Genomic DNA, 18,084 nt, shown 5'->3' on the forward strand with positions numbered 1-18,084 from the left:
CGCCGGGACGGCCGGGGCACGCGGGCGCCGGCTACCCGTGAAGCCAGTGTGTCGCAAGTAATGTAGTGGGATGCCTGTGCAACGTGTGGTTCGTGTGATTGCCACCGCGCTGACGCTCGCGGTCGTGCTCGGCACCGGGATCGCGTGGAGCAACGTCCGGTCCTTCGAAGACGGCATCTTTCACATGTCGGCGCCGTCGCTGGGCAAGGGCGGCGACGACGGCGCGATCGACATCCTGCTGGTGGGCCTGGACAGCCGGACCGACGCGCACGGCAACCCGCTGTCGCAGCAGGAGCTGGAGACGCTGCGGGCCGGCGACGAGGAGGCCACCAACACCGACACCATCATCCTGATCCGCATCCCCAACAACGGGAAGTCGGCGACCGCGATCTCGATCCCGCGCGACTCCTACGTCGCCGCGCCGGGGCTGGGCAAGACCAAGATCAACGGTGTCTACGGTCAGACCCGGGAGGCCAAGCGCGCCAGCCTGGTCAAGGCCGGCGACTCGGCCGAAGACGCCGCGGCCCAGGGCACCGAGGCCGGTCGTGAGGCGCTGATCAAGACCGTCGCCGACCTCACCGGCGTCACCGTCGACCACTACGCCGAGATCGGCCTGCTTGGTTTCGCGCTGATCACCGACGCGCTCGGCGGCGTCGACGTGTGCCTCAAAGAGCCGGTGTTCGAACCGCTTTCGGGTGCCGACTTCCCGGCCGGCCCGCAGCGGCTCAGCGGCCCGGAGGCGCTGAGCTTCGTGCGCCAGCGCCACGAACTGCCGCGCGGCGACCTGGACCGGGTGGTGCGCCAGCAGGTGGTGATGGCCTCGCTGGCGCACCGGGTCATCTCCGGGCAGACGCTGTCCAGCCCCGCCACGGTCAAGCGGCTGGAGGCCGCCGTGCAGCGCTCGGTCGTGATCTCTGCGGGCTGGGACGTGATGGACTTCGTGCAGCAGATGCAGAAGCTGGCCGGCGGCAACGTCGCGTTCGCCACCATCCCGGTGCTGGACGGCGCCGGCTGGAGCGACGACGGCATGCAGAGCGTGGTGCGGGTGGACCCGCACCAGGTCGCCGACTGGGTGGGCAGCCTGCTGCACGACCAGGAGCAGGGCAAGACCGAGGAGATCGCCTACACCCCGGCCAAGACCACTGCCAGCGTCGTCAACGACACCGACATCAACGGTCTGGCTGCGGCCGTCTCGGATGTGTTGAGCGCCAAGGGCTTTGCCACCGGCACGGTGGGCAACAACGACGGGGGGCACGTCAAGACCAGCCAGGTGCGCGCCGCCAAGAGCGACGACCTGGGCGCCAAAGAGGTGTCCAAGGAACTGGGCGGGTTGCCGGTGGTGGCCGACAGCTCGCTGGCGCCGGGCGCGGTGCGGGTGGTGCTGGCCAACGACTACAGCGGTCCCGGCTCGGGCCTGTCGGGCACCGAATCGATCATGCCCGCCAAGGTGTCCACCGCCGGCGCGGTGAGCACCAACGACAAGGCGCCCGCGCCGTCGCCGATCCTGACCGCCGGCTCCGACAAGCCGGAGTGCATAAACTAGCGCCGGTGCGCCAATCGAGCACGCTGTCCGCGGCGATCCTGGATCCCATGCTGCGGGCCGACCCGGTCGGTCCGCGCATCACCTACTACGACGACGCGACCGGCGAGCGCATCGAGCTCTCCGGTGTGACGCTGGCCAACTGGGCCGCCAAGACCGGCAACCTGCTGCGCGACGAACTCGGCGCCGGACCGGCCAGCCGGGTCGCGATCCTGTTGCCCGCGCACTGGCAGACGGCGGCGGTGCTGTTCGGGGTGTGGTGGATCGGCGCCGAGGCGGTGCTCGCCGGCCCGGCCGATCTGGCCGTGTGCACGCCGCCGCGGCTGGACGAGGCCGACGCCACCGGCGCCGGCGAGGTGGCGGTGCTGTCGCTGGATCCGTTCGGCCGCCCGGTGAGCGACCTGCCGATCGGGGTGACCGACTACGCCACCGCGGTGCGGGTGCACGGCGACCAGATCGTGCCCGAGCCGCGACCGGGCCCGGCGCTGGACGGCCGCTCGGTCGACCAGGTGCTGCAGCAGTGCCGAAGTTCCGCGGCGGCACGGGGTTTGACGGCGGCCGACCGGGTGCTTTCCAGCGCGTCGTGGCCGGATCCCGACGCGCTGGTGGACGGGCTGCTGGCGATCCTGGCCGTCGGCGGCTCGCTGGTTCAGGTGGCCAATGCCGACCCGGCGGTGCGGCAGCGCCGGATCGAATCCGAGAAGGTCACCCGGGTGCTGTGAGCGCCCGCCTTCGGGCGGCCCGATACATATTGATATCGCTATATTTCGATGTTAACGTCGTGCGAGCATGGGCTGAACGCGCACACGACAGGAAGGTTGCGGCAATGGCGGTCTACGGGCTGTTGGCGAAGGCGGCAGGGACGGTGGTCACCGGGTTGGTCGGCGTGACGGCCTACGAGGTGGTGCGCAAGGCCGTGGCCAAGGCGCCCCTGCACGAGACGGCCGTCAAGGGGGCCGAACTGGGCCTGCGCGGCACCCGCAAGGCCGAGGAGGCCGCCGAGTCGGCGCGGCTCAAGCTGGCCGACGTGATGGCCGAGGCCCGCGAGCGCATCGGCGAGGAGGCGCCCACACCATCGATCGCCGACACCCACGACCACGAGCACTGACCCTTCCGCTATGGAAGACCCTGCGCTGCAAGTTATTTCGGATGCGGCCGGACGGATGCGGGTGTCAGTCGGGTGGGTGCGCGCCGACTCGCGGCGCGCCGTGGCGGTCGAAGAGGCGGTGGCCAAGTGCGACGGCGTGCGGGTGGTGCACGCCTACCCGCGCACCGGCTCGGTGGTCATCTGGTATTCACCGCGGCGCTGCGACCGGTCCGCGGTGCTGGCCGCCATCGGCGAGGCCGCCCACGTCGCCGCCGAGCTGATCCCGGCCCGCGCGCCGCACTCCTCGGAGATCCGCAACGCCGACGTGCTGCGCATGGTGATCGGCGGCGCGGTGCTGGCCCTGCTCGGCGTGCGCCGCTACGTGTTCGTCCGCCCGCCGCTGCTGGGCCCCAGCGGTCGGCTGTTCGCCACCGGCGTCACCGTGTTCACTGGCTACCCCTTCCTGCGCGGCGCGCTGCGCTCGCTGCGCTCCGGGCGGGCCGGCACCGACGCGCTGGTCTCGGCCGCGACCGTGGCCAGCCTGGTGTTGCGCGAGAACGTGGTCGCGCTGACCGTGCTGTGGCTGCTCAACATCGGCGAGTACCTGCAGGACCTGACGCTGCGCCGGACCCGGCGCGCCATCTCCGAGCTGCTGCGCGGCAGCCAGGATACGGCGTGGATTCGCCTGGAGCACAACGAGATTCAGGTGGCCACCGACACCCTGCAGATCGGTGACGAGGTGGTGGTGCACGACCACGTCGCCATCCCGGTGGACGGCGAGGTGATCGACGGCGAGGCGATCGTCGACCAGTCCGCGATCACCGGGGAGAACCTGCCGGTCAGCGTGGTGGTCGGAATGCCGGTGCACGCCGGCTCGGTGGTGGTGCGCGGCCGCCTGGTGGTGCGCGCCCGCGCCGTCGGCAACCAGACCACCATCGGGCGCATCATCACCCGGGTCGAAGAGGCGCAGCACGACCGGGCGCCGATCCAGACCGTCGGCGAAAACTTCTCGCGCCGTTTCGTTCCCACCTCGTTCATCGTGTCGGCCATCACCCTGGCGGTCACCGGCGACGTCCGCCGGGCCATGACGATGCTGCTGATCGCCTGCCCGTGCGCGGTCGGGCTGGCCACCCCGACGGCGATCAGCGCGGCGATCGGCAACGGCGCCCGGCGCGGCATCCTGATCAAGGGCGGCTCGCACCTCGAGCAGGCCGGCCAGGTCGACGCGATCGTCTTCGACAAGACCGGCACGCTCACCGTCGGCCGGCCGGTGGTCACCAATATCGTTGCCATGCACAAGGATTGGGAGCCCGAGCAGGTGCTGGCGTATGCCGCCAGCTCGGAGATCCACTCCCGGCACCCGCTGGCCGAGGCGGTGATCCGCTCCACCGAGGAACGCCACATCACCATTCCTCCGCACGAGGAGTGCGAGGTGCTGGTCGGGCTGGGCATGCGCACCTGGGCCGACGGCCGGACCCTGCTGCTGGGCAGCCCGTCGCTGCTGCAGGCCGAGAAGGTCAAGGTGTCCAAGAAGGCCAAGGAGTGGGTGGACAAGCTGCGCCGCCAGGCCGAGACCCCGCTGCTGCTCGCGGTAGACGGCACACTGGTCGGGCTGATCAGCCTGCGCGACGAGGTCCGTCCCGAGGCCGCCGGTGTGTTGAAGAAGTTGCGCGCCAACGGTATTCGGCGGATCGTGATGCTCACCGGCGATCATCCCGACATCGCCGCGGTGGTGGCCGACGAGCTCGGCATCGACGAGTGGCGCGCCGAGGTGATGCCGGAGGACAAGCTCGCCGCGGTGCGCGATCTGCAGGAGGAGGGCTTCGTCGTCGGCATGGTGGGCGACGGCATCAACGACGCGCCGGCGCTGGCCGCCGCCGACATCGGCATCGCGATGGGCCTGGCCGGCACCGACGTCGCCGTGGAGACCGCCGACGTGGCGCTGTCCAACGACGACCTGCACCGGCTGCTCGACGTGCGGGACCTGGGCTCGCGCGCCGTCGACGTCATCCGGGAGAACTACGGCATGTCCATCGCCGTCAACGCCGCGGGGCTGATCATCGGCGCCGGCGGCGCGCTGTCCCCGGTGCTGGCCGCCATCCTGCACAACGCGTCGTCGGTGGCGGTGGTGGCCAACAGCTCCCGGCTGATCCGCTACCGGCTGAACTGACAGCCGCACTCCCCGCCCCGCCAGGCCCGCACGCCCTGCCACACGGCGCCGCCAGTCCGCCCCGTGCGCGGCGGCGAGGGCCGGGGGGCCGGGCGCCGGGATGCGGCCGGCCGCCGGTAGTTATTGTGGCTAACGGTAGAGCGGAAGGGGCTTCCTCGATGGCGCGCACCGACGACGACACCTGGGACCTGGCCACCAGCGTGGGCGCGACCGCCACCATGGTGGCCGCCGGACGGGCCCGGGCCACCCGGGACGGCCTGATCGACGACCCGTTCGCCGAGCCGCTGGTGCGCGCCGTGGGCGTCGACTTCTTCACCCGGTGGGCCGCCGGCGAACTGGACGCCGCCGACGTCGACGTGCCCGGGGCGGCGTGGGGCATGCAGCGCATGACCGACATGCTCACCGCCCGCACCCGCTACATCGACGCGTTCTTCGCCGAGGCGGGCGCCGCGGGAATCCGACAGGTGGTGATCCTGGCCTCCGGCCTGGATGCCCGCGCCTACCGGCTGCCCTGGCCGGCCGGCACCACGGTGTTCGAGATCGACCAACCGCGGGTGCTCGAGTTCAAGGCCGCCACCATCGCCCAGCTCGGCGCCGAGCCCACCGCGCCGGTGCGCGCCGTCGCGGTCGACCTGCGCCACGACTGGCCGTCGGCGCTGCGGCAGGCGGGCTTCGACGTCGGGCGCCCCGCCGCCTGGGCCGCCGAGGGGCTCCTCGGCTTCCTGCCGCCGCAGGCCCAGGATCGGTTGCTGGACAACGTCACCGCGCTGTCCGCCGACGGCAGCCAGTTGGTGGCCGAGGTCTTCGCCAACACCGGCGCCAGCGGGGACGCCTTGAATGCGGCCGGCGAAAAGTGGCGGCGGCACGGCCTGGACGTCGCCCTGGACGACCTGGGCTTCCCCGGCGAGCGCAACGACCCGGCCAGCTACCTGCAGCAGCTGGGCTGGCAGCCGGTGCGCACACCGCTGAACCAGATGCTGGCCAACAACGGGCTGCCGCTGCAGTCGACCGAGCCCGGCGCGCCGTTCGCCCAGAATTACTACTGCACCGCGGTGCTGAACAAGGCAGGTTAGGAACCCAACGCATGCCACACGAGACGCCGAACGGCAAGCCCCCCAAGCCCCTTGACGGATTCCGGGTGCTCGACTTCACCCAGAACATCGCCGGGCCGATGGCCGGTCAGGTGCTGGCCGACCTGGGCGCCGAGGTCATCAAGATCGAGGCGCCGATCGGCGAGGCGGCCCGGCACATCACCGCCGTGCTGCCCGGCCGTCCGCCGTTGGCCACCCTGTTCCTGCCGCACAACCGGGGCAAGAAGTCGGTGCTGGCCGACCTGCGCGACGACGAGGCCAAGCAGCGGATCCTGCGACTGGTCGACACCGCCGACGTTGTGCTGGAAGGGTTTCGGCCCGGGGTGATGGAACGGATGGGCCTGGGCCCCGAGGAGCTGCAGGGCCGCAACCCCAGACTCGTCTACGCCCGGCTGTCCGCCTACGGCGGCAACGGCCCGGAGGGCAGCCGGCCGGGGGTGGACCTGATGGTGGCCGCCGAGTCGGGCATGACCACCGGGATGCCCACCCCTACCGGCAAACCCCAGATCATCCCGTTCCAGCTGGTCGACGCCGCCAGCGGGCACGTGCTGGCCCAGGCGGTGCTGGCCGCGCTGCTCAACCGGGAGCGGCACGGGGTGGCCGACGTGGTGCGGGTCGCCATGTACGACGTGGCGGTCAGCCTGCAGGCCAGCCAGCTGACCATCCACCTCAACAAGCCGAACGCCGACCACAAGCCGAGCGATTCGGCGTCAAAACCCAAGCGGCGCAAGGGTGTTGGTTTCGCCACCCAGCCGTCGGATGCGTTCAAGGCCGCCGACGGCTACCTGGTGATCAGCGCGTACGTGCCCAAGCACTGGGACAAGCTGTGCGAGGTCATCGGCCGGCCCGACCTGCGCGACGACGAACGGTTCGCCGACCAGCGCTCCCGCGCGCTGAACTACCCCGAGCTGACCGAGGAGCTGGAGAAGGCGCTGGCCGCCAAGACCGCCGACGAATGGGTCCGGCTGCTGCAGGACGCCGGGCTGATGGCCTGCCACGCCTACACCTGGAAGCAGGTGGTGGGCACCCCGCTGTTCGCCGAGAACGAGCTCGCCCTGCAGGTCGGCGAGGGTGCCGACGCCGTCACGGTAATCCGCACTCCGGCAAGGTATTCCAGCTTCGAGGCGGCGTCGGCCGGCTGGGCCACCGACCCTCCCCCGGCGCTGGGTCAGCACACCGAGGAGTACCTGGGCGCACCGCAGACCGCGTCGTGAGCCTCACTGCGCCAGCTTGACCACCCGGTCGTCGCCGCGGTCGGCGACGTAGACGCTCTGGTCCCTGTCCACCGCCACCGCCAACGGCGTGTTGAGCGCGGTGAACGGCAGCACGGTGCCGCTGGTGGCGCCCGGCGGGTACTTCATGACGTCGTTCTTGTCGTGCTCGGTGACGTAGACGGTGCCGCCGTTGTCCACCGCGATGCCCCACGGCACCGACAGGTCGTGAAAGGGCAACTCCGACTGGGTGTTCGACGCGGCGTCGAGCTTCACCACCCGGTTGTTGTCGGTGTCGGCGACGTAGACGTTGCCCGCCGGGTCGACGGCCACCCCGTCCGGGTTGTTCAGCCCGGTGAACGGCAGCACCGTCTGGTTCTGCGATCCCGCCGCCAGCTTCAGCACCCGGCTGTTGCCGCGGTCGGCGACGTACACGCCGCCCTGGCTGTCGACGGCCACCCCCTCCGGGTAGTTCAAACCGCTGAAGGGCAGCTCCTTTTGAGAGTTGGAGCCGGCGGCCATGCTGAGCACCCGGTTGTTGAAGTCGGCGACGTAGACCGTGCCGGCGCCGTCGACGGCCAGCCCCTGCGGCTGGTAGAGCCCGTTGAACGGCAGTACCGTCGTGGCGCCCGAGCCGGCCGCCAGCTTCACCACCCGGCCGTACATGCCCTCGCTGGTGACGTAGACGTTGCCGGCGCCGTCCAGCGTCACGCCGCCCGGGGAGAGGCGGAAGTCAATGCCGTTGAAGGGCAACACACTTTGGCCGCCGGCCTGCTTCGCGGGTCCCGACGATGCGGTGGACAGGTAGCCGACGACCGCCACCACGAAGGCGACCAGCGCGACCAGGGCGACGGCGCCGACGATGATCCACTGTTTGCGCTTGTTGTCGGTCGGGGCCACGGGACGCCCGAAGTCCGGGCCGGGCGCATACACGCGGCCGGAACCCGTTGGGGCGGCGCGGATCAGCCCCGAGCTGGGGGCGCCCGCCCGGGCAGGCGACGGGCCGACGACGGTCTCCGCGCTCGGCGACGGGGCGAACGACTCCGGCCAGTGCGTCGAGCGCTGCTCGGCCGCGCCCGCGCCCAGGGCCGCGATCTGGCCGTCGCGCAGGATCGTGGCGGCCTTGCGCTGCTCGGACGTGGTGAGCGCCTCGTGCGCGGCGGCGGCGAATTCGCCCGCGGTGCGGTAGCGATCCTCGGGGCGTTTGGCCATGCCCTTGGCGATCACCCGGTCCAGGGCGGGCGGGAACGCACCCGGGCGCAGCTGGCTCAGCGGCGGGGCCGTCTTCGTCAGGTGCGCGGCGACCAGCCGCTCGACCGTGTCGGCCCGATACGGCGGCACCCCGGTCAGGCACTCGGTCAACACGCAGGCCAGCGAATAGATGTCGACGCTGTTGGTGACCTCGTCGTCGGTGAACCGCTCCGGAGCCATGTAGTAGTACGTTCCGATCGCCGTCCCGACCTGGGTCAGCCCCGGGTCGGACGCGGCCCGCGCGATGCCGAAGTCCGCCAGGTAGGCGAAGTCGCTGGGGGTGACCAGGATGTTCCCCGGCGTGACGTCGCGGTGCGTCACCCCGGCGGCATGCGCGGCGTCCAGCGCGGCGGCGACCTGGCGGATGATGGCGATCGCCCGGGGCGGGGCCAGCGGCCCCTCCCGGTGCAGCAGCGAACCCAGATCGATGCCGTCGACCAGGCGCATCTCCACGAAGAACCGCCCGTCGATCTCGCCGTAGTCGTGGATCGGCACCACGTGCGGTTCGGTCAGCCGTCCGGCGATGTCGGCCTCGCGCTGCAGCCGCGCGCTGAACTCGGGGTTCCCGGAGAACTGCTGCGAGATCAGCTTCAGGGCCACCAGCCGGTGCTTGCGGGTGTCCTCGGCCTCGTACACCTCGCCCATGCCGCCCTGGCGCAGCAGCCGCACCAGGCGGTACGGGCCGAACCACGACCCGACCTGCGCGGCCGGCCCGTTATCGCTCACCGTCGAGCCTCCTTCGCTCGTCCGTCACGTTCAGTCGCGTCGTCAGGAAATCGCATTGACCGCGCTCGACAGCTTTGCCGTGAACGAACCCGGCAGCGGGATGGAACCGTACTGGTCCAGACCGTCCTGGCCCGGACCGATCGCGGCCTGCATGAACGCCTTCACCGCGGACCCCGTCGCCGCGTCCGGATATTTCGAGCAGACGATTTCGTAGGTCGCCAGCACGATCGGGTAGGCGCCCTGCTGGGTGGGCCGGTAGAACGACGAGGTGTCCAGCACCAGGTCCTTGCCCTGCCCCTGAAAGGTGGCCCCGGCGATGGTCTTCTCGACGGACTCCTTGGTGATGGGCACCGCGTCCGGCCCCGCCGAGGTGATGATCGACGCCATGCTCAGCTGCTTGCCGACCGCGAACGACCACTCGTTGTAGGTGATCGACCCCTCGGTGTTCTGCAGCAGCGCCGAGGTGCCGTTGTTGCCGCTGGCCCCCTGCCCGACGCCGCCGGTGAACATCTCGCTGGTGCCCTTGCCCCAGGCGCCGTTGGACGCCCCGTCCAGGTACTTCTGAAAGTTGGCGGTGGTGCCGGACTTGTCGCTGCGGAAGATCACCGCGATGGGCGTCGACGGCAGGTTGAGGCCCGGATTGACCGCCTTGAGCGCCGGGTCGTCCCACTTGGTGATGGCGCCGTTGAAGATCTTCGCGACGGTCGGCCCGTCCAGTTTGAGCCCGCTCACCCCGGTGAGGTGGTAGGTCACCGCGATCGGCCCGAACACGGTCGGCAGGTCCCAGGCGGGCGAATTGCACCGCGCCGCCGCCCGGTCGGTCTGGCCGGTGGTGGGGTCCAGCGGGATATCCGAACCCGCGAGGTCGGTCTGATTGTTGAGGAACTGCGTGACACCGGCGCCGGAGCCGTTCGCGTTGTAGTCCAGCGTGTAGCCCGGGCAGGCCCGGACGTAGGCGTAGACGAATTGCTCGATCGCGTTCTGCTGGGCGGTGGACCCGCTGTCCTTGAGCACCTTCTTGCCGCCGCAGTCCACGTGCGCGCCCGACCCCGACGACGACTTGGAGTCGCCGCCGCACCCCGTCAGCGTCAACGCGGCGGCGGCCAGCAGGCTCAGTACGGCGCCAGATCGAGCGAAACTCACGCAACTCCTCCCGCCCCCGACGGCCGGGGCCACCAAAAGTTAATCAATCGTGAATATACAAACCCTTGACAAAGGCTGAGAGGTGAATAAGGGGTGAATGAGTGCCGGGCGCACGCCCGGGACCGGCCGGCGCTCAGGCGCTGGGCAGCCGCACCACCTGAACGAAGAACTCGTCGATCTGCCGGACCGCCTTCATGAACTGGTCCAGGTCGACCGGTTTGGTGACGTAGGCGTTGGCGTGCAGCTTGTAGCTCTTCAGGATGTCCTCCTCGGCCGAGGAGGTGGTGAGAACCACGACCGGGATCTGGGCCAGGTCGGGGTCGGACTTGATCTTCTCCAGCAGCTGGCGGCCGTCGTATTTGGGCAGGTTCAGGTCCAGCAGGATCAGGTCGGGCCGCGGCGCGTCGGCGAACTCACCGCGCCGGTACAGGTAGTTGAGGCCCTCCTCGCCGTCGTGCGCCACGTGCAGCCTGTTGTTGAGTTTGTTGTGCTCGAAGGCTTCTCGCGTGATCAGCTCGTCTCCCGGGTCGTCCTCGACGAGCAGGATGTCGATGGCTCTACCGGCCGTTGTCATTGCTGCGCTCCTTCCAAAGCGACTGCGTCCGTTTCGTCGACGGGTCCGGGCATGGGCAAACTGAATTCGAATCGGGTCCCGTCGGTGTAGGACGTGTCGATCCGGACGGTGCCGCCGTGGTGCTCGACGATCTTCTTCACCAACGCCAGGCCAACCCCGGTGCCGGCGTACACCTCCCGGCCGTGCAGCCGCTGGAAGATGACGAAGACCTTGTCGGAGAACTCCTCCGGGATGCCGATGCCGTTGTCCGACACGCTCAGCAGCCACTCGCCGTCGTGGGTGCCTTCGCCGGGGGCGCATTCGATGACGACGCGGGGCCGGCGATCCTTGTGCCGGAACTTGATCGCGTTGCCGATCAGGTTCTGCCACAACATGGTCAGCAGCATCGGGTCCCCGACGATCCGCGGCAGTTCGGCCGGGCGCACGATCTCGGCGCCGGTTTCCTCGACGGCGGCGGCCAGGTTGGCCAGGCCGGCGTCCAGCGTGGCATCCAGCTGCACCTCGGCCTCGGTGGTGCCCAGCCGGCCCACCCGGGAGAAGGTGAGCAGGTCGTTGATCAGCGCCTGCATCCGTTTGGCGCCGTCGACCGCGAACCCGATGTACTCCAGGCCGCGCTCGTCGAGCTGGTCGCCGTACCGGCGCTCCAGCAGCTGGCAGAACGACGCCACCTTGCGCAGCGGCTCCTGCAGGTCGTGGGAGGCGACGTAGGCGAACTGCTCGAGTTCGGTGTTGGAGCGCCGCAATTCGGCGGCCTGCTCGTCCAGCTGCTCCTGGGCCGACCGCGACACGTCGAGTTCTTCGACCATGCGCTTGCGCATGTTCTCCACGTCGATGGCCATGTCGCGAATATCCTTGGGCCGCTTGGGCGCAACGATCGTTTCGGCGAAGTTGCCCTCGGTGATGCGCCGGCAGGACGCGGCCAGCTGCGCGATCGGGCGGGTGATGGCGGCGCGGCTGAACAAGCCCAGGAACAGGCCCGTCCCCAAAATGGCCAGCACCATGGCACCCAGCACCCAGTCGCGCCAGCCGTTGATCTCGTGCAGCTCGGCGGTCGCATTCGCCGCCGCCTGCGCCAGGTGCGTGTTCTGGGTCTCGAAAAGCGCTCGCAGATGGTCGAATTTGGCCTTGCCGAGGTCGGCGGTCGGGGCGCTGACGACGGCGGGGGCCCTGGGGGTGACGCTGGCGATGACGGGTTCGGCGTAGTTGGTGCGCCAGTCGGCGGCGGCCGACTCCACCGCGTCCAGGTCGGCGATCAGCTCGGTGTTGCCGGCGTTGCCGCCCACCAGCCGGCGAATCTCGTCGGCGGCCGCCTGCTCGGTGCGCTGCCCGTCGTAGTAGGGCGCCAGGAACTGCCGGTCCGCGGCGATCAGGTAGCCGCGCAGGCCGGTTTCCTGGTCCCGCAGCGCCGCCTGCAGCCGGGCCGCCGCGACCCGCGACGGCCCGACACCGTCGGCCACCTGCCGCGACACCTGGTCGGTGCGGTGCAGCAGCACCGCCCCGACCAGCGCCCCGATCAGCACCGTCGTGCCCATGATCCACAGCACCAGGGCCAGCCATCCCCGCACGGTCAGCTGCATGAGCCGGAGCGGACGCGGCGCGGTCACGTGATGGTCCTCTCGACGCGGAGCACGGCGATGTCATCGGTGAGGCCGCCGCGCGGCTGGGCCAGTCGCTGGGCGCCGTCGATCAGGGCGTCGACGAACGCCGGGCCGGGGCGATCGACCTGCGAGCGGGCCAGGGCGAGCAGGCCGTCCTCGCCGAGCCGTTGGGTCCCCTGCCCCGAATAGCCCTCGTAGAGCCCGTCGGTGAGCAACAGCAGGCCGTGCCCCGCGGGCAGCCGCAGCTGGTGGCGCGGCCAGTCGTCGGCGCGCAGCCCGAGCGCCGGCCCGCCCGGCGGTTCGACCCATTCCACGGTGCCGCCGCCCTGCAGCAGCATCCCCGGATGGCCGGCGCGGATGACGCTGACCTCGGGCCGCTGCGGCGAGATCTCCAGGCTGAGCACGGTCGCGAAGATCCCGGTGCCGGTGCGTTCGGAGTGCAGCACCCGCTCCAGCTGGCGCATCAGTTCGACGCCGTGCACGCCGGCCAGGGTGAGTGCTCGGAACGCGATCCGCAGCGCCGCCCCCAGGGCCGCCTCGTGCGGGCCGTGCCCGGCGACATCGCCGATCAGCACGTGCACCACCCGATCCGGTGTCTGGACCACGTCGTAGAAGTCACCGCACAGCAGCGCGTCCTCGCGGCTGGGCCGGTACCGGGCGACGATGTCCACGCCCGGGTCGTCCAGCAGCAGCGGGGAGGGCAGCAGCCCGCGTTCCAGCAGCGCGTTCTCCCGGGCCCGCAGCTGGGTGGCGTGCAGGTCGGCGGCGATCAGCTCGGCGCGTTTGCGCTCGATCGCATACAGCAGCGCGCGGCGCAGCATCTCCGGCTCCACCCGGCCCTTGACCAGGTAGTCCTGGGCGCCGGCGGCCACCGCGGAGGCCCCGAAGTACTCGTCGTTCAGCCCGGTCAGCACCACGATCGGGACGGTGGCGTCGAGCTTGGCGATGCGGTTCAACGCGTCGATCCCGCTGGCGTCGGGCAGGTGCAGATCCAGCAGCACGCAATCGGGCCGGGTGGATTCCAGCTCGCGTTCGGCGTGCGCCATCGACTGCGCCCACACCACCCGGATGTCGGTGACCGCGTCGGTGACGAGTTCCTCCACCAGCACCGCGTCGCCGCGGTCGTCCTCGACCAACAACACCGACAACGGCTTCAGTGACTGCCGCTGCGCGGCCGGCGTGACCGCGGCCTGCGCTGGTATCAATTCCCGGCCATCTGTGGACGGGCATGGGAAGTCACGTTCTGCACTGCAGACCCCCTGGCCGCGATGAGACCCATTGCTGTGTGGCGGTGCGTGGACGGGTGGCCGGTGCCTGTTTACCGACCGTCGGTCTGAACTTCACCCACCCGGGGAAATCCTATGCGGTACCGCTGGGCTTTTCCCAACAGCCACGCGCAACGCTCAGCGCAACAGCGCCCGCGACATCACCACCCGCTGAATCTGATTGGTGCCCTCGTAGATCTGGGTGATCTTGGCGTCGCGCATCATCCGCTCGACCGGGAAGTCCTGCGTGTACCCGTAGCCGCCGAACAGCTGCACCGCGTCCGTGGTCACCTCCATCGCGACGTCGGACGCCAGGCACTTCGACGCCGCGGAGATGAACCCCAGGTGCGATTCGCCGCGCTCGGCGCGGGCGGCGGCGTGGTACACCATCAGCCGGGCCGACTCCACCTTCATCGCCATGTCGGCGAGCATGAACTGCACACCCTGGTTGTCGCTGACCGGTCGGCCGAACTGCTTGCGCTCCTTGGTGTATGCGATGGCGGCGTCCAGCGCGCCCTGCGCGATCCCGACGGCCTGGGCGCCGATGGTGGGCCGGGTGTGGTCCAGCGTCGCCAGCGCGGTCTTGAAGCCGGTGCCCGGCTCGCCGATGATCCGGTCGCCCGGGATGCGGCAGTTCTCGAAGTACAGCTCGGTGGTCGGCGAGCCCTTGATGCCGAGCTTCTTCTCCTTGGGCCCGACGGTGAAACCCTCGTCGTCCTTGTGCACCATGAACGACGAGATGCCGTTGGCGCCCTTGTCCGGATCGGTCACCGCCATCACCGTGTACCAGCTCGACTTGCCGCCGTTGGTGATCCAGCACTTGGCGCCGTTGAGGATCCAGTCATCCCCGTCGGCGCGGGCCCGGGTGCGCATCGACGCCGCGTCGCTGCCGGCCTCGCGCTCGGAGAGCGCGTAGGACGCCATCGCCGAGCCGTCCGCGATCGACGGCAGCACCTGCTTCTTCAGCTCGTCGGAGCCGCGCAGGATCAGCCCCATGGTGCCCAGCTTGTTGACCGCGGGGATCAGCGACGCCGAGGTGTCGACGCGGGCAACCTCCTCGATGACGATGCAGGCCGCCACCGAGTCGGCGCCCTGCCCGCCGTACTCCTCCGGCACGTGCACGGCGTTGAACCCCGCCGCGTTCAACGCCTCCAGCGCCTCCTGCGGGAACCGGGAGTTCTCGTCCACGTCGGCGGCGTGCGGAGCGATCTCCTTTTCCGCCAGCGCCCGGATCGCGGCACGCAGCTCCTGGTGCTCCTCGGGCAGTTGGAACAGATCGAAGTCGGGGTTTCCGGCCCATCCAGCCATCTCTAACGCCTCCTAGTGCTACTGACCGGTAACTTTACCGTGCAGCCTTTGCAGCGCCTCATCCTTGGCCCGCACGCTGTCGGCCAGCTGGGTCTGGAACTCGACGATGCGGGCCCGCAGCCCCGGGTCGGAGGCGCCGAGGATGCGCACCGCCAGCAGGCCGGCGTTGCGGGCGCCGCCGATGGAGACGGTGGCCACCGGCACCCCCGCGGGCATCTGCACGATCGACAGCAGCGAGTCCAGCCCGTCCAGCCGGCCCAGCGGCACCGGGACCCCGATCACCGGCAGCGGTGTCGCCGAGGCGACCATGCCGGGCAGGTGGGCGGCGCCGCCGGCGCCGGCGATGATCACCTCGATGCCCCGCCCGGCGGCGTCGCGCGCGTAGTCGAACATCACCCCCGGCGTGCGGTGCGCCGAGACCACCCGCACCTCGGTGGGCACGTCGAACTCGGCCAGCGCGGCCGCGGCGTCGGCCATCACCGACCAGTCGCTGTCGCTGCCCATGATCACCGCGACGCGAGGAGCTTCGGTCACGCTCATTGATGCCGCTCCTGTTCGTGTGGGTCCCATCCGTCCGTCCACTGCCCGTGGGACAGCCAGTGCGCCGCCAGCTCGGCGCGCCGCCGCAGCGCGGCCAGCCCGGCCGTGTCGGCGGCGGGGAAGTCGCCGAGGAAGTTGATGTGACCGACCTTGCGGCCGGGGCGTTCCCCCTTGCCGTACAGGTGCACCCGGGCGTCGGGCATGCGCGCGAACAGGTGGTGCAGCCGCTCGTCGACGCTCATCCGCGGCCGCTCCCGGGCGCCCAGCACGTTGGCCATCACGGTGACCGGCGCCAGCGCGTCGGTGTCGCCGAGCGGATAGTCCAGCACCGCGCGCAGGTGCTGCTCGAACTGGCCGGTGCGCGACCCGTCCATGGTCCAGTGCCCGGAGTTGTGCGGGCGCATCGCCAGCTCGTTGACCAGCAGCGCGCCGTCGGTGGTTTCGAACAGTTCCACGGCCAGCACGCCGACCACGCCGAGCTCGCCGGCCAGCCGCAGCGCCAGCCGTTGCGCGTCGGCGGCCAGGTCCTCGCCCAGGCCGGGGGCGGGCGCGATCACCTGCACGCAGATGCCGTCGCGTTGCACCGTCTCGACCACCGGCCACGCCGCGCCCTGCCCGAACGGCGACCGGGCCACCAGCGCGGACAGCTCCCGGCGCAGGCTCACCTGTTCCTCGGCCAGCACCGGCACGCCGTCGGCCAGGAAGGCGGCCGCGATCTCCCGGGCGTGCACCGGGTCGCGGGCCATCCGCACGCCGCGCCCGTCGTAGCCGCCGCGGACCGCCTTGACCACCACCGGGCCACCGACCCGCCGGGCGAAGGCGTCGAGCTCGTCGAGGCTGTTGATCTCGGCGTACCGCGGCACCGGCACACCCAGGGATTCCAGCCGCCGCCGCATCACCAGCTTGTCCTGCGCGTGCACCAGGGCCTGCGGCGGCGGCGCCACGTTGACGCCCTCGGCGACCAGCTTGTCCAGCAGTTCGCCCGGCACGTGCTCGTGATCGAAGGTCAACACGTCGGCGCCCGCGGCCACCCGGCGCAGGTCCTCGAGGTCGGTGTGCGAGCCGATCACCACGTCGGACGCGACCAGCGCGGCCGACTCGTCGGCGGCGGTGGCCAGCACCCGCAGCGACTGGCCCAGCGCGATCGCGGCCTGGTGGGTCATCCGGGCGAGCTGGCCGCCGCCGACCATGGCGACGACGGGGACGGCGCGGGGAACGGCTCGGGGCGCCGCTTTCGCGGAGGCGGCGCCCGGCGGGCGGGTACTCGGCACGGCCATCATGGTGTCACGGCGAACAACCGGGTGCTAAATGCCGGCGGCCGCCGTGTTGAGCGGGGCTGACACAGAATTGTTATGTACGATTTTGCGTCGATTTTGTGTCCGTCCGTAGACTGACGTGTTGTGTCCTTCGCCGAAGCCACGATCGCGCGTTTGCCCAGGCTTTTGCAGCCCTATTTGCTACGCCACCACGAGCTGATCAAATTCGCCATCGTCGGCGGCACCACATTCGTCATCGACTCGGCGATTTTCTACACGCTGAAGCTCACCATTCTGGAGCCCAAACCGGTGACCGCCAAGGTGATCGCGGGCATCGTGGCGGTCATCGCGTCCTACGTGCTGAACCGGGAATGGAGCTTCCGCAATCGCGGCGGCCGCGAGCGTCACCACGAGGCGCTGCTGTTCTTCGCGTTCAGCGGGGTCGGGGTGCTGCTGTCTATGGCGCCGCTGTGGTTCTCCAGCTACGTGTTGCAGCTGCGCCAGCCCACGGTGTCGCTGACGGTGGAGAACGTCGCCGACTTCATCTCGGCCTACATCATCGGCAACCTGCTGCAGATGGCGTTCCGGTTCTGGGCGTTCCGGCGCTGGGTATTCCCCGACCAGTTCGCCCGCGACCCCGACAAGGCGCTGGAGTCCGCCCTCACCGCCGGCGGTATCGCCGAGATCTTCGAGGACGCGTTCGAGGACGACGGTGGCAACGTCACGCTGTTGCGGGCCTGGCGCAACCGGGCCGGCCGGCTGACTCAGCTGGGCGATTCCTCCGAGCCCAGGGTGTCGAAGACCTCGTGATACAGCAGCGCGTGCACCTCGCGCAGCCGCGGAATGTCGTGGAACTCCAACGGATCCTGTGACGCCGACTCGATGATCAGCGTGCCGGTGCGCAGCATCCGCTCGGTGATCCGGTCGCGGAACTCCACGCTGTTGATCCGGGCCAGCGGAATGTCGATGCCGGTGCGGGTGGCCACGCCGTGCCGGAACATCACCCGCCGGTTGGTCACCACGAAATGGGTGGTCAGCCAGCCGAAGAAGGGCCACAGCGTCAGCCAGCCGACGATCACCAGCCAGATCCCCCAAATCACGCCGTGGATGATGTTCTTGGCGAGCTGCTCGAAGTGCGTCGAGTCGAGGTAACCCGAGCCGAACGCCGCCAACCCGGTGCCGAGGATCAGCACCAGCACCGGCCCGATCAGCCGCTTCCAGTGCGGGTGGCGGTGCACGATGACGTGTTCGCCGGCGGCCAGAACGTTATCCGGGTAGCCCATGCCCGCCGACCTTAGCCGGGCCCGGTGCCGGGCGGGTGCGG

16 protein-coding genes are annotated in these 18,084 nt (G+C 70.4%); 7 read left to right on the plus strand and 9 right to left on the minus strand.

What is annotated here, in order from left to right:
• Positions 1-70 precede the first annotated feature (70 nt).
• The 6 genes from NF20_RS16290 to NF20_RS16315 all read left to right on the plus strand — a co-directional run bounded on the left by NF20_RS16290 (position 71) and on the right by NF20_RS16315 (position 7,102).
• Positions 71-1,543 carry an LCP family protein gene (locus tag NF20_RS16290; RefSeq protein WP_003874544.1) on the plus strand — a complete coding sequence of 491 codons (1,473 nt, stop codon included), beginning with the start codon at positions 71-73 and terminating at the stop codon, positions 1,541-1,543.
• Positions 1,544-1,548: 5 nt separating this feature from the next.
• Positions 1,549-2,262 carry a TIGR03089 family protein gene (locus NF20_RS16295; RefSeq protein WP_196243835.1) on the plus strand — a complete coding sequence of 238 codons (714 nt, stop codon included), beginning with the start codon at positions 1,549-1,551 and terminating at the stop codon, positions 2,260-2,262.
• A gap of 104 nt (positions 2,263-2,366) precedes the next feature.
• Complete coding sequence (locus tag NF20_RS16300; protein ID WP_009978763.1) at positions 2,367-2,648, plus strand: DUF1490 family protein; 282 nt, start codon at positions 2,367-2,369, stop codon at positions 2,646-2,648.
• Positions 2,649-2,658: 10 nt separating this feature from the next.
• Positions 2,659-4,797 (plus strand): manganese-exporting P-type ATPase CtpC, encoded by a 2,139-nt coding sequence (gene ctpC, locus NF20_RS16305; protein WP_033711579.1) that lies wholly within the window; start codon positions 2,659-2,661, stop codon positions 4,795-4,797.
• Between the two features lie 158 nt (positions 4,798-4,955).
• Complete coding sequence (locus tag NF20_RS16310) at positions 4,956-5,870, plus strand: class I SAM-dependent methyltransferase (protein ID WP_003874539.1); 915 nt, start codon at positions 4,956-4,958, stop codon at positions 5,868-5,870.
• Positions 5,871-5,881: 11 nt separating this feature from the next.
• A complete protein-coding gene (locus NF20_RS16315) occupies positions 5,882-7,102 on the plus strand; it encodes a CaiB/BaiF CoA transferase family protein (RefSeq protein ID WP_003874538.1) in 1,221 nt (406 codons plus the stop codon).
• Positions 7,103-7,105: 3 nt separating this feature from the next.
• On the opposite strand, the gene NF20_RS16320 is transcribed toward NF20_RS16315, so the two are convergent.
• The 8 genes from NF20_RS16320 to NF20_RS16355 form a co-directional block, all read right to left on the minus strand.
• Positions 7,106-9,076: a serine/threonine-protein kinase PknD gene (locus tag NF20_RS16320; RefSeq protein ID WP_033711578.1), complete on the minus strand. Its 1,971-nt coding sequence runs from the start codon at positions 9,074-9,076 to the stop codon at positions 7,106-7,108.
• Between the two features lie 42 nt (positions 9,077-9,118).
• Positions 9,119-10,219: a phosphate ABC transporter substrate-binding protein PstS gene (gene pstS, locus NF20_RS16325; protein WP_033711576.1), complete on the minus strand. Its 1,101-nt coding sequence runs from the start codon at positions 10,217-10,219 to the stop codon at positions 9,119-9,121.
• A gap of 133 nt (positions 10,220-10,352) precedes the next feature.
• Positions 10,353-10,793 carry a response regulator gene (locus NF20_RS16330; protein ID WP_003874535.1) on the minus strand — a complete coding sequence of 147 codons (441 nt, stop codon included), beginning with the start codon at positions 10,791-10,793 and terminating at the stop codon, positions 10,353-10,355.
• Positions 10,790-12,397, minus strand: coding sequence for a sensor histidine kinase (locus NF20_RS16335; protein WP_033711575.1), 1,608 nt, complete (start codon positions 12,395-12,397; stop codon positions 10,790-10,792). The genes NF20_RS16330 and NF20_RS16335 overlap by 4 nt, the downstream gene beginning before the upstream one ends.
• Entirely contained in the window at positions 12,394-13,539 is a 1,146-nt protein-coding gene (locus tag NF20_RS16340) for a PP2C family protein-serine/threonine phosphatase (RefSeq protein WP_033711588.1), read from the minus strand. Before NF20_RS16340 ends, NF20_RS16335 begins: the two co-directional genes overlap by 4 nt.
• A gap of 255 nt (positions 13,540-13,794) precedes the next feature.
• Positions 13,795-14,964, minus strand: coding sequence for an acyl-CoA dehydrogenase (locus NF20_RS16345; RefSeq protein ID WP_003878960.1), 1,170 nt, complete (start codon positions 14,962-14,964; stop codon positions 13,795-13,797).
• An 18-nt stretch (positions 14,965-14,982) separates the two neighbouring features.
• Complete coding sequence (gene purE / locus NF20_RS16350) at positions 14,983-15,504, minus strand: 5-(carboxyamino)imidazole ribonucleotide mutase (protein ID WP_011725965.1); 522 nt, start codon at positions 15,502-15,504, stop codon at positions 14,983-14,985.
• On the minus strand, positions 15,501-16,784 hold the full coding sequence (locus NF20_RS16355; protein WP_023870662.1) for a 5-(carboxyamino)imidazole ribonucleotide synthase: 1,284 nt from the start codon (positions 16,782-16,784) through the stop codon (positions 15,501-15,503). Before NF20_RS16355 ends, purE begins: the two co-directional genes overlap by 4 nt.
• A 120-nt stretch (positions 16,785-16,904) precedes the next feature.
• Here NF20_RS16355 and NF20_RS16360 point away from each other — a divergent pair, with 120 nt between their 5' ends.
• Positions 16,905-17,570: a GtrA family protein gene (locus NF20_RS16360; RefSeq protein ID WP_003874529.1), complete on the plus strand. Its 666-nt coding sequence runs from the start codon at positions 16,905-16,907 to the stop codon at positions 17,568-17,570.
• Here NF20_RS16360 and NF20_RS16365 read toward each other — a convergent pair.
• Positions 17,525-18,043, minus strand: coding sequence for a PH domain-containing protein (locus NF20_RS16365; RefSeq protein WP_009978777.1), 519 nt, complete (start codon positions 18,041-18,043; stop codon positions 17,525-17,527). The two genes, NF20_RS16360 and NF20_RS16365, sit on opposite strands and share 46 nt — an antisense overlap.
• Between the last annotated feature and the right edge of the window lie 41 nt (positions 18,044-18,084).

It is taken from the genome of Mycobacterium sp. MAC_080597_8934, from assembly GCF_000523975.1.
GTDB lineage: Bacteria > Actinomycetota > Actinomycetes > Mycobacteriales > Mycobacteriaceae > Mycobacterium > Mycobacterium avium.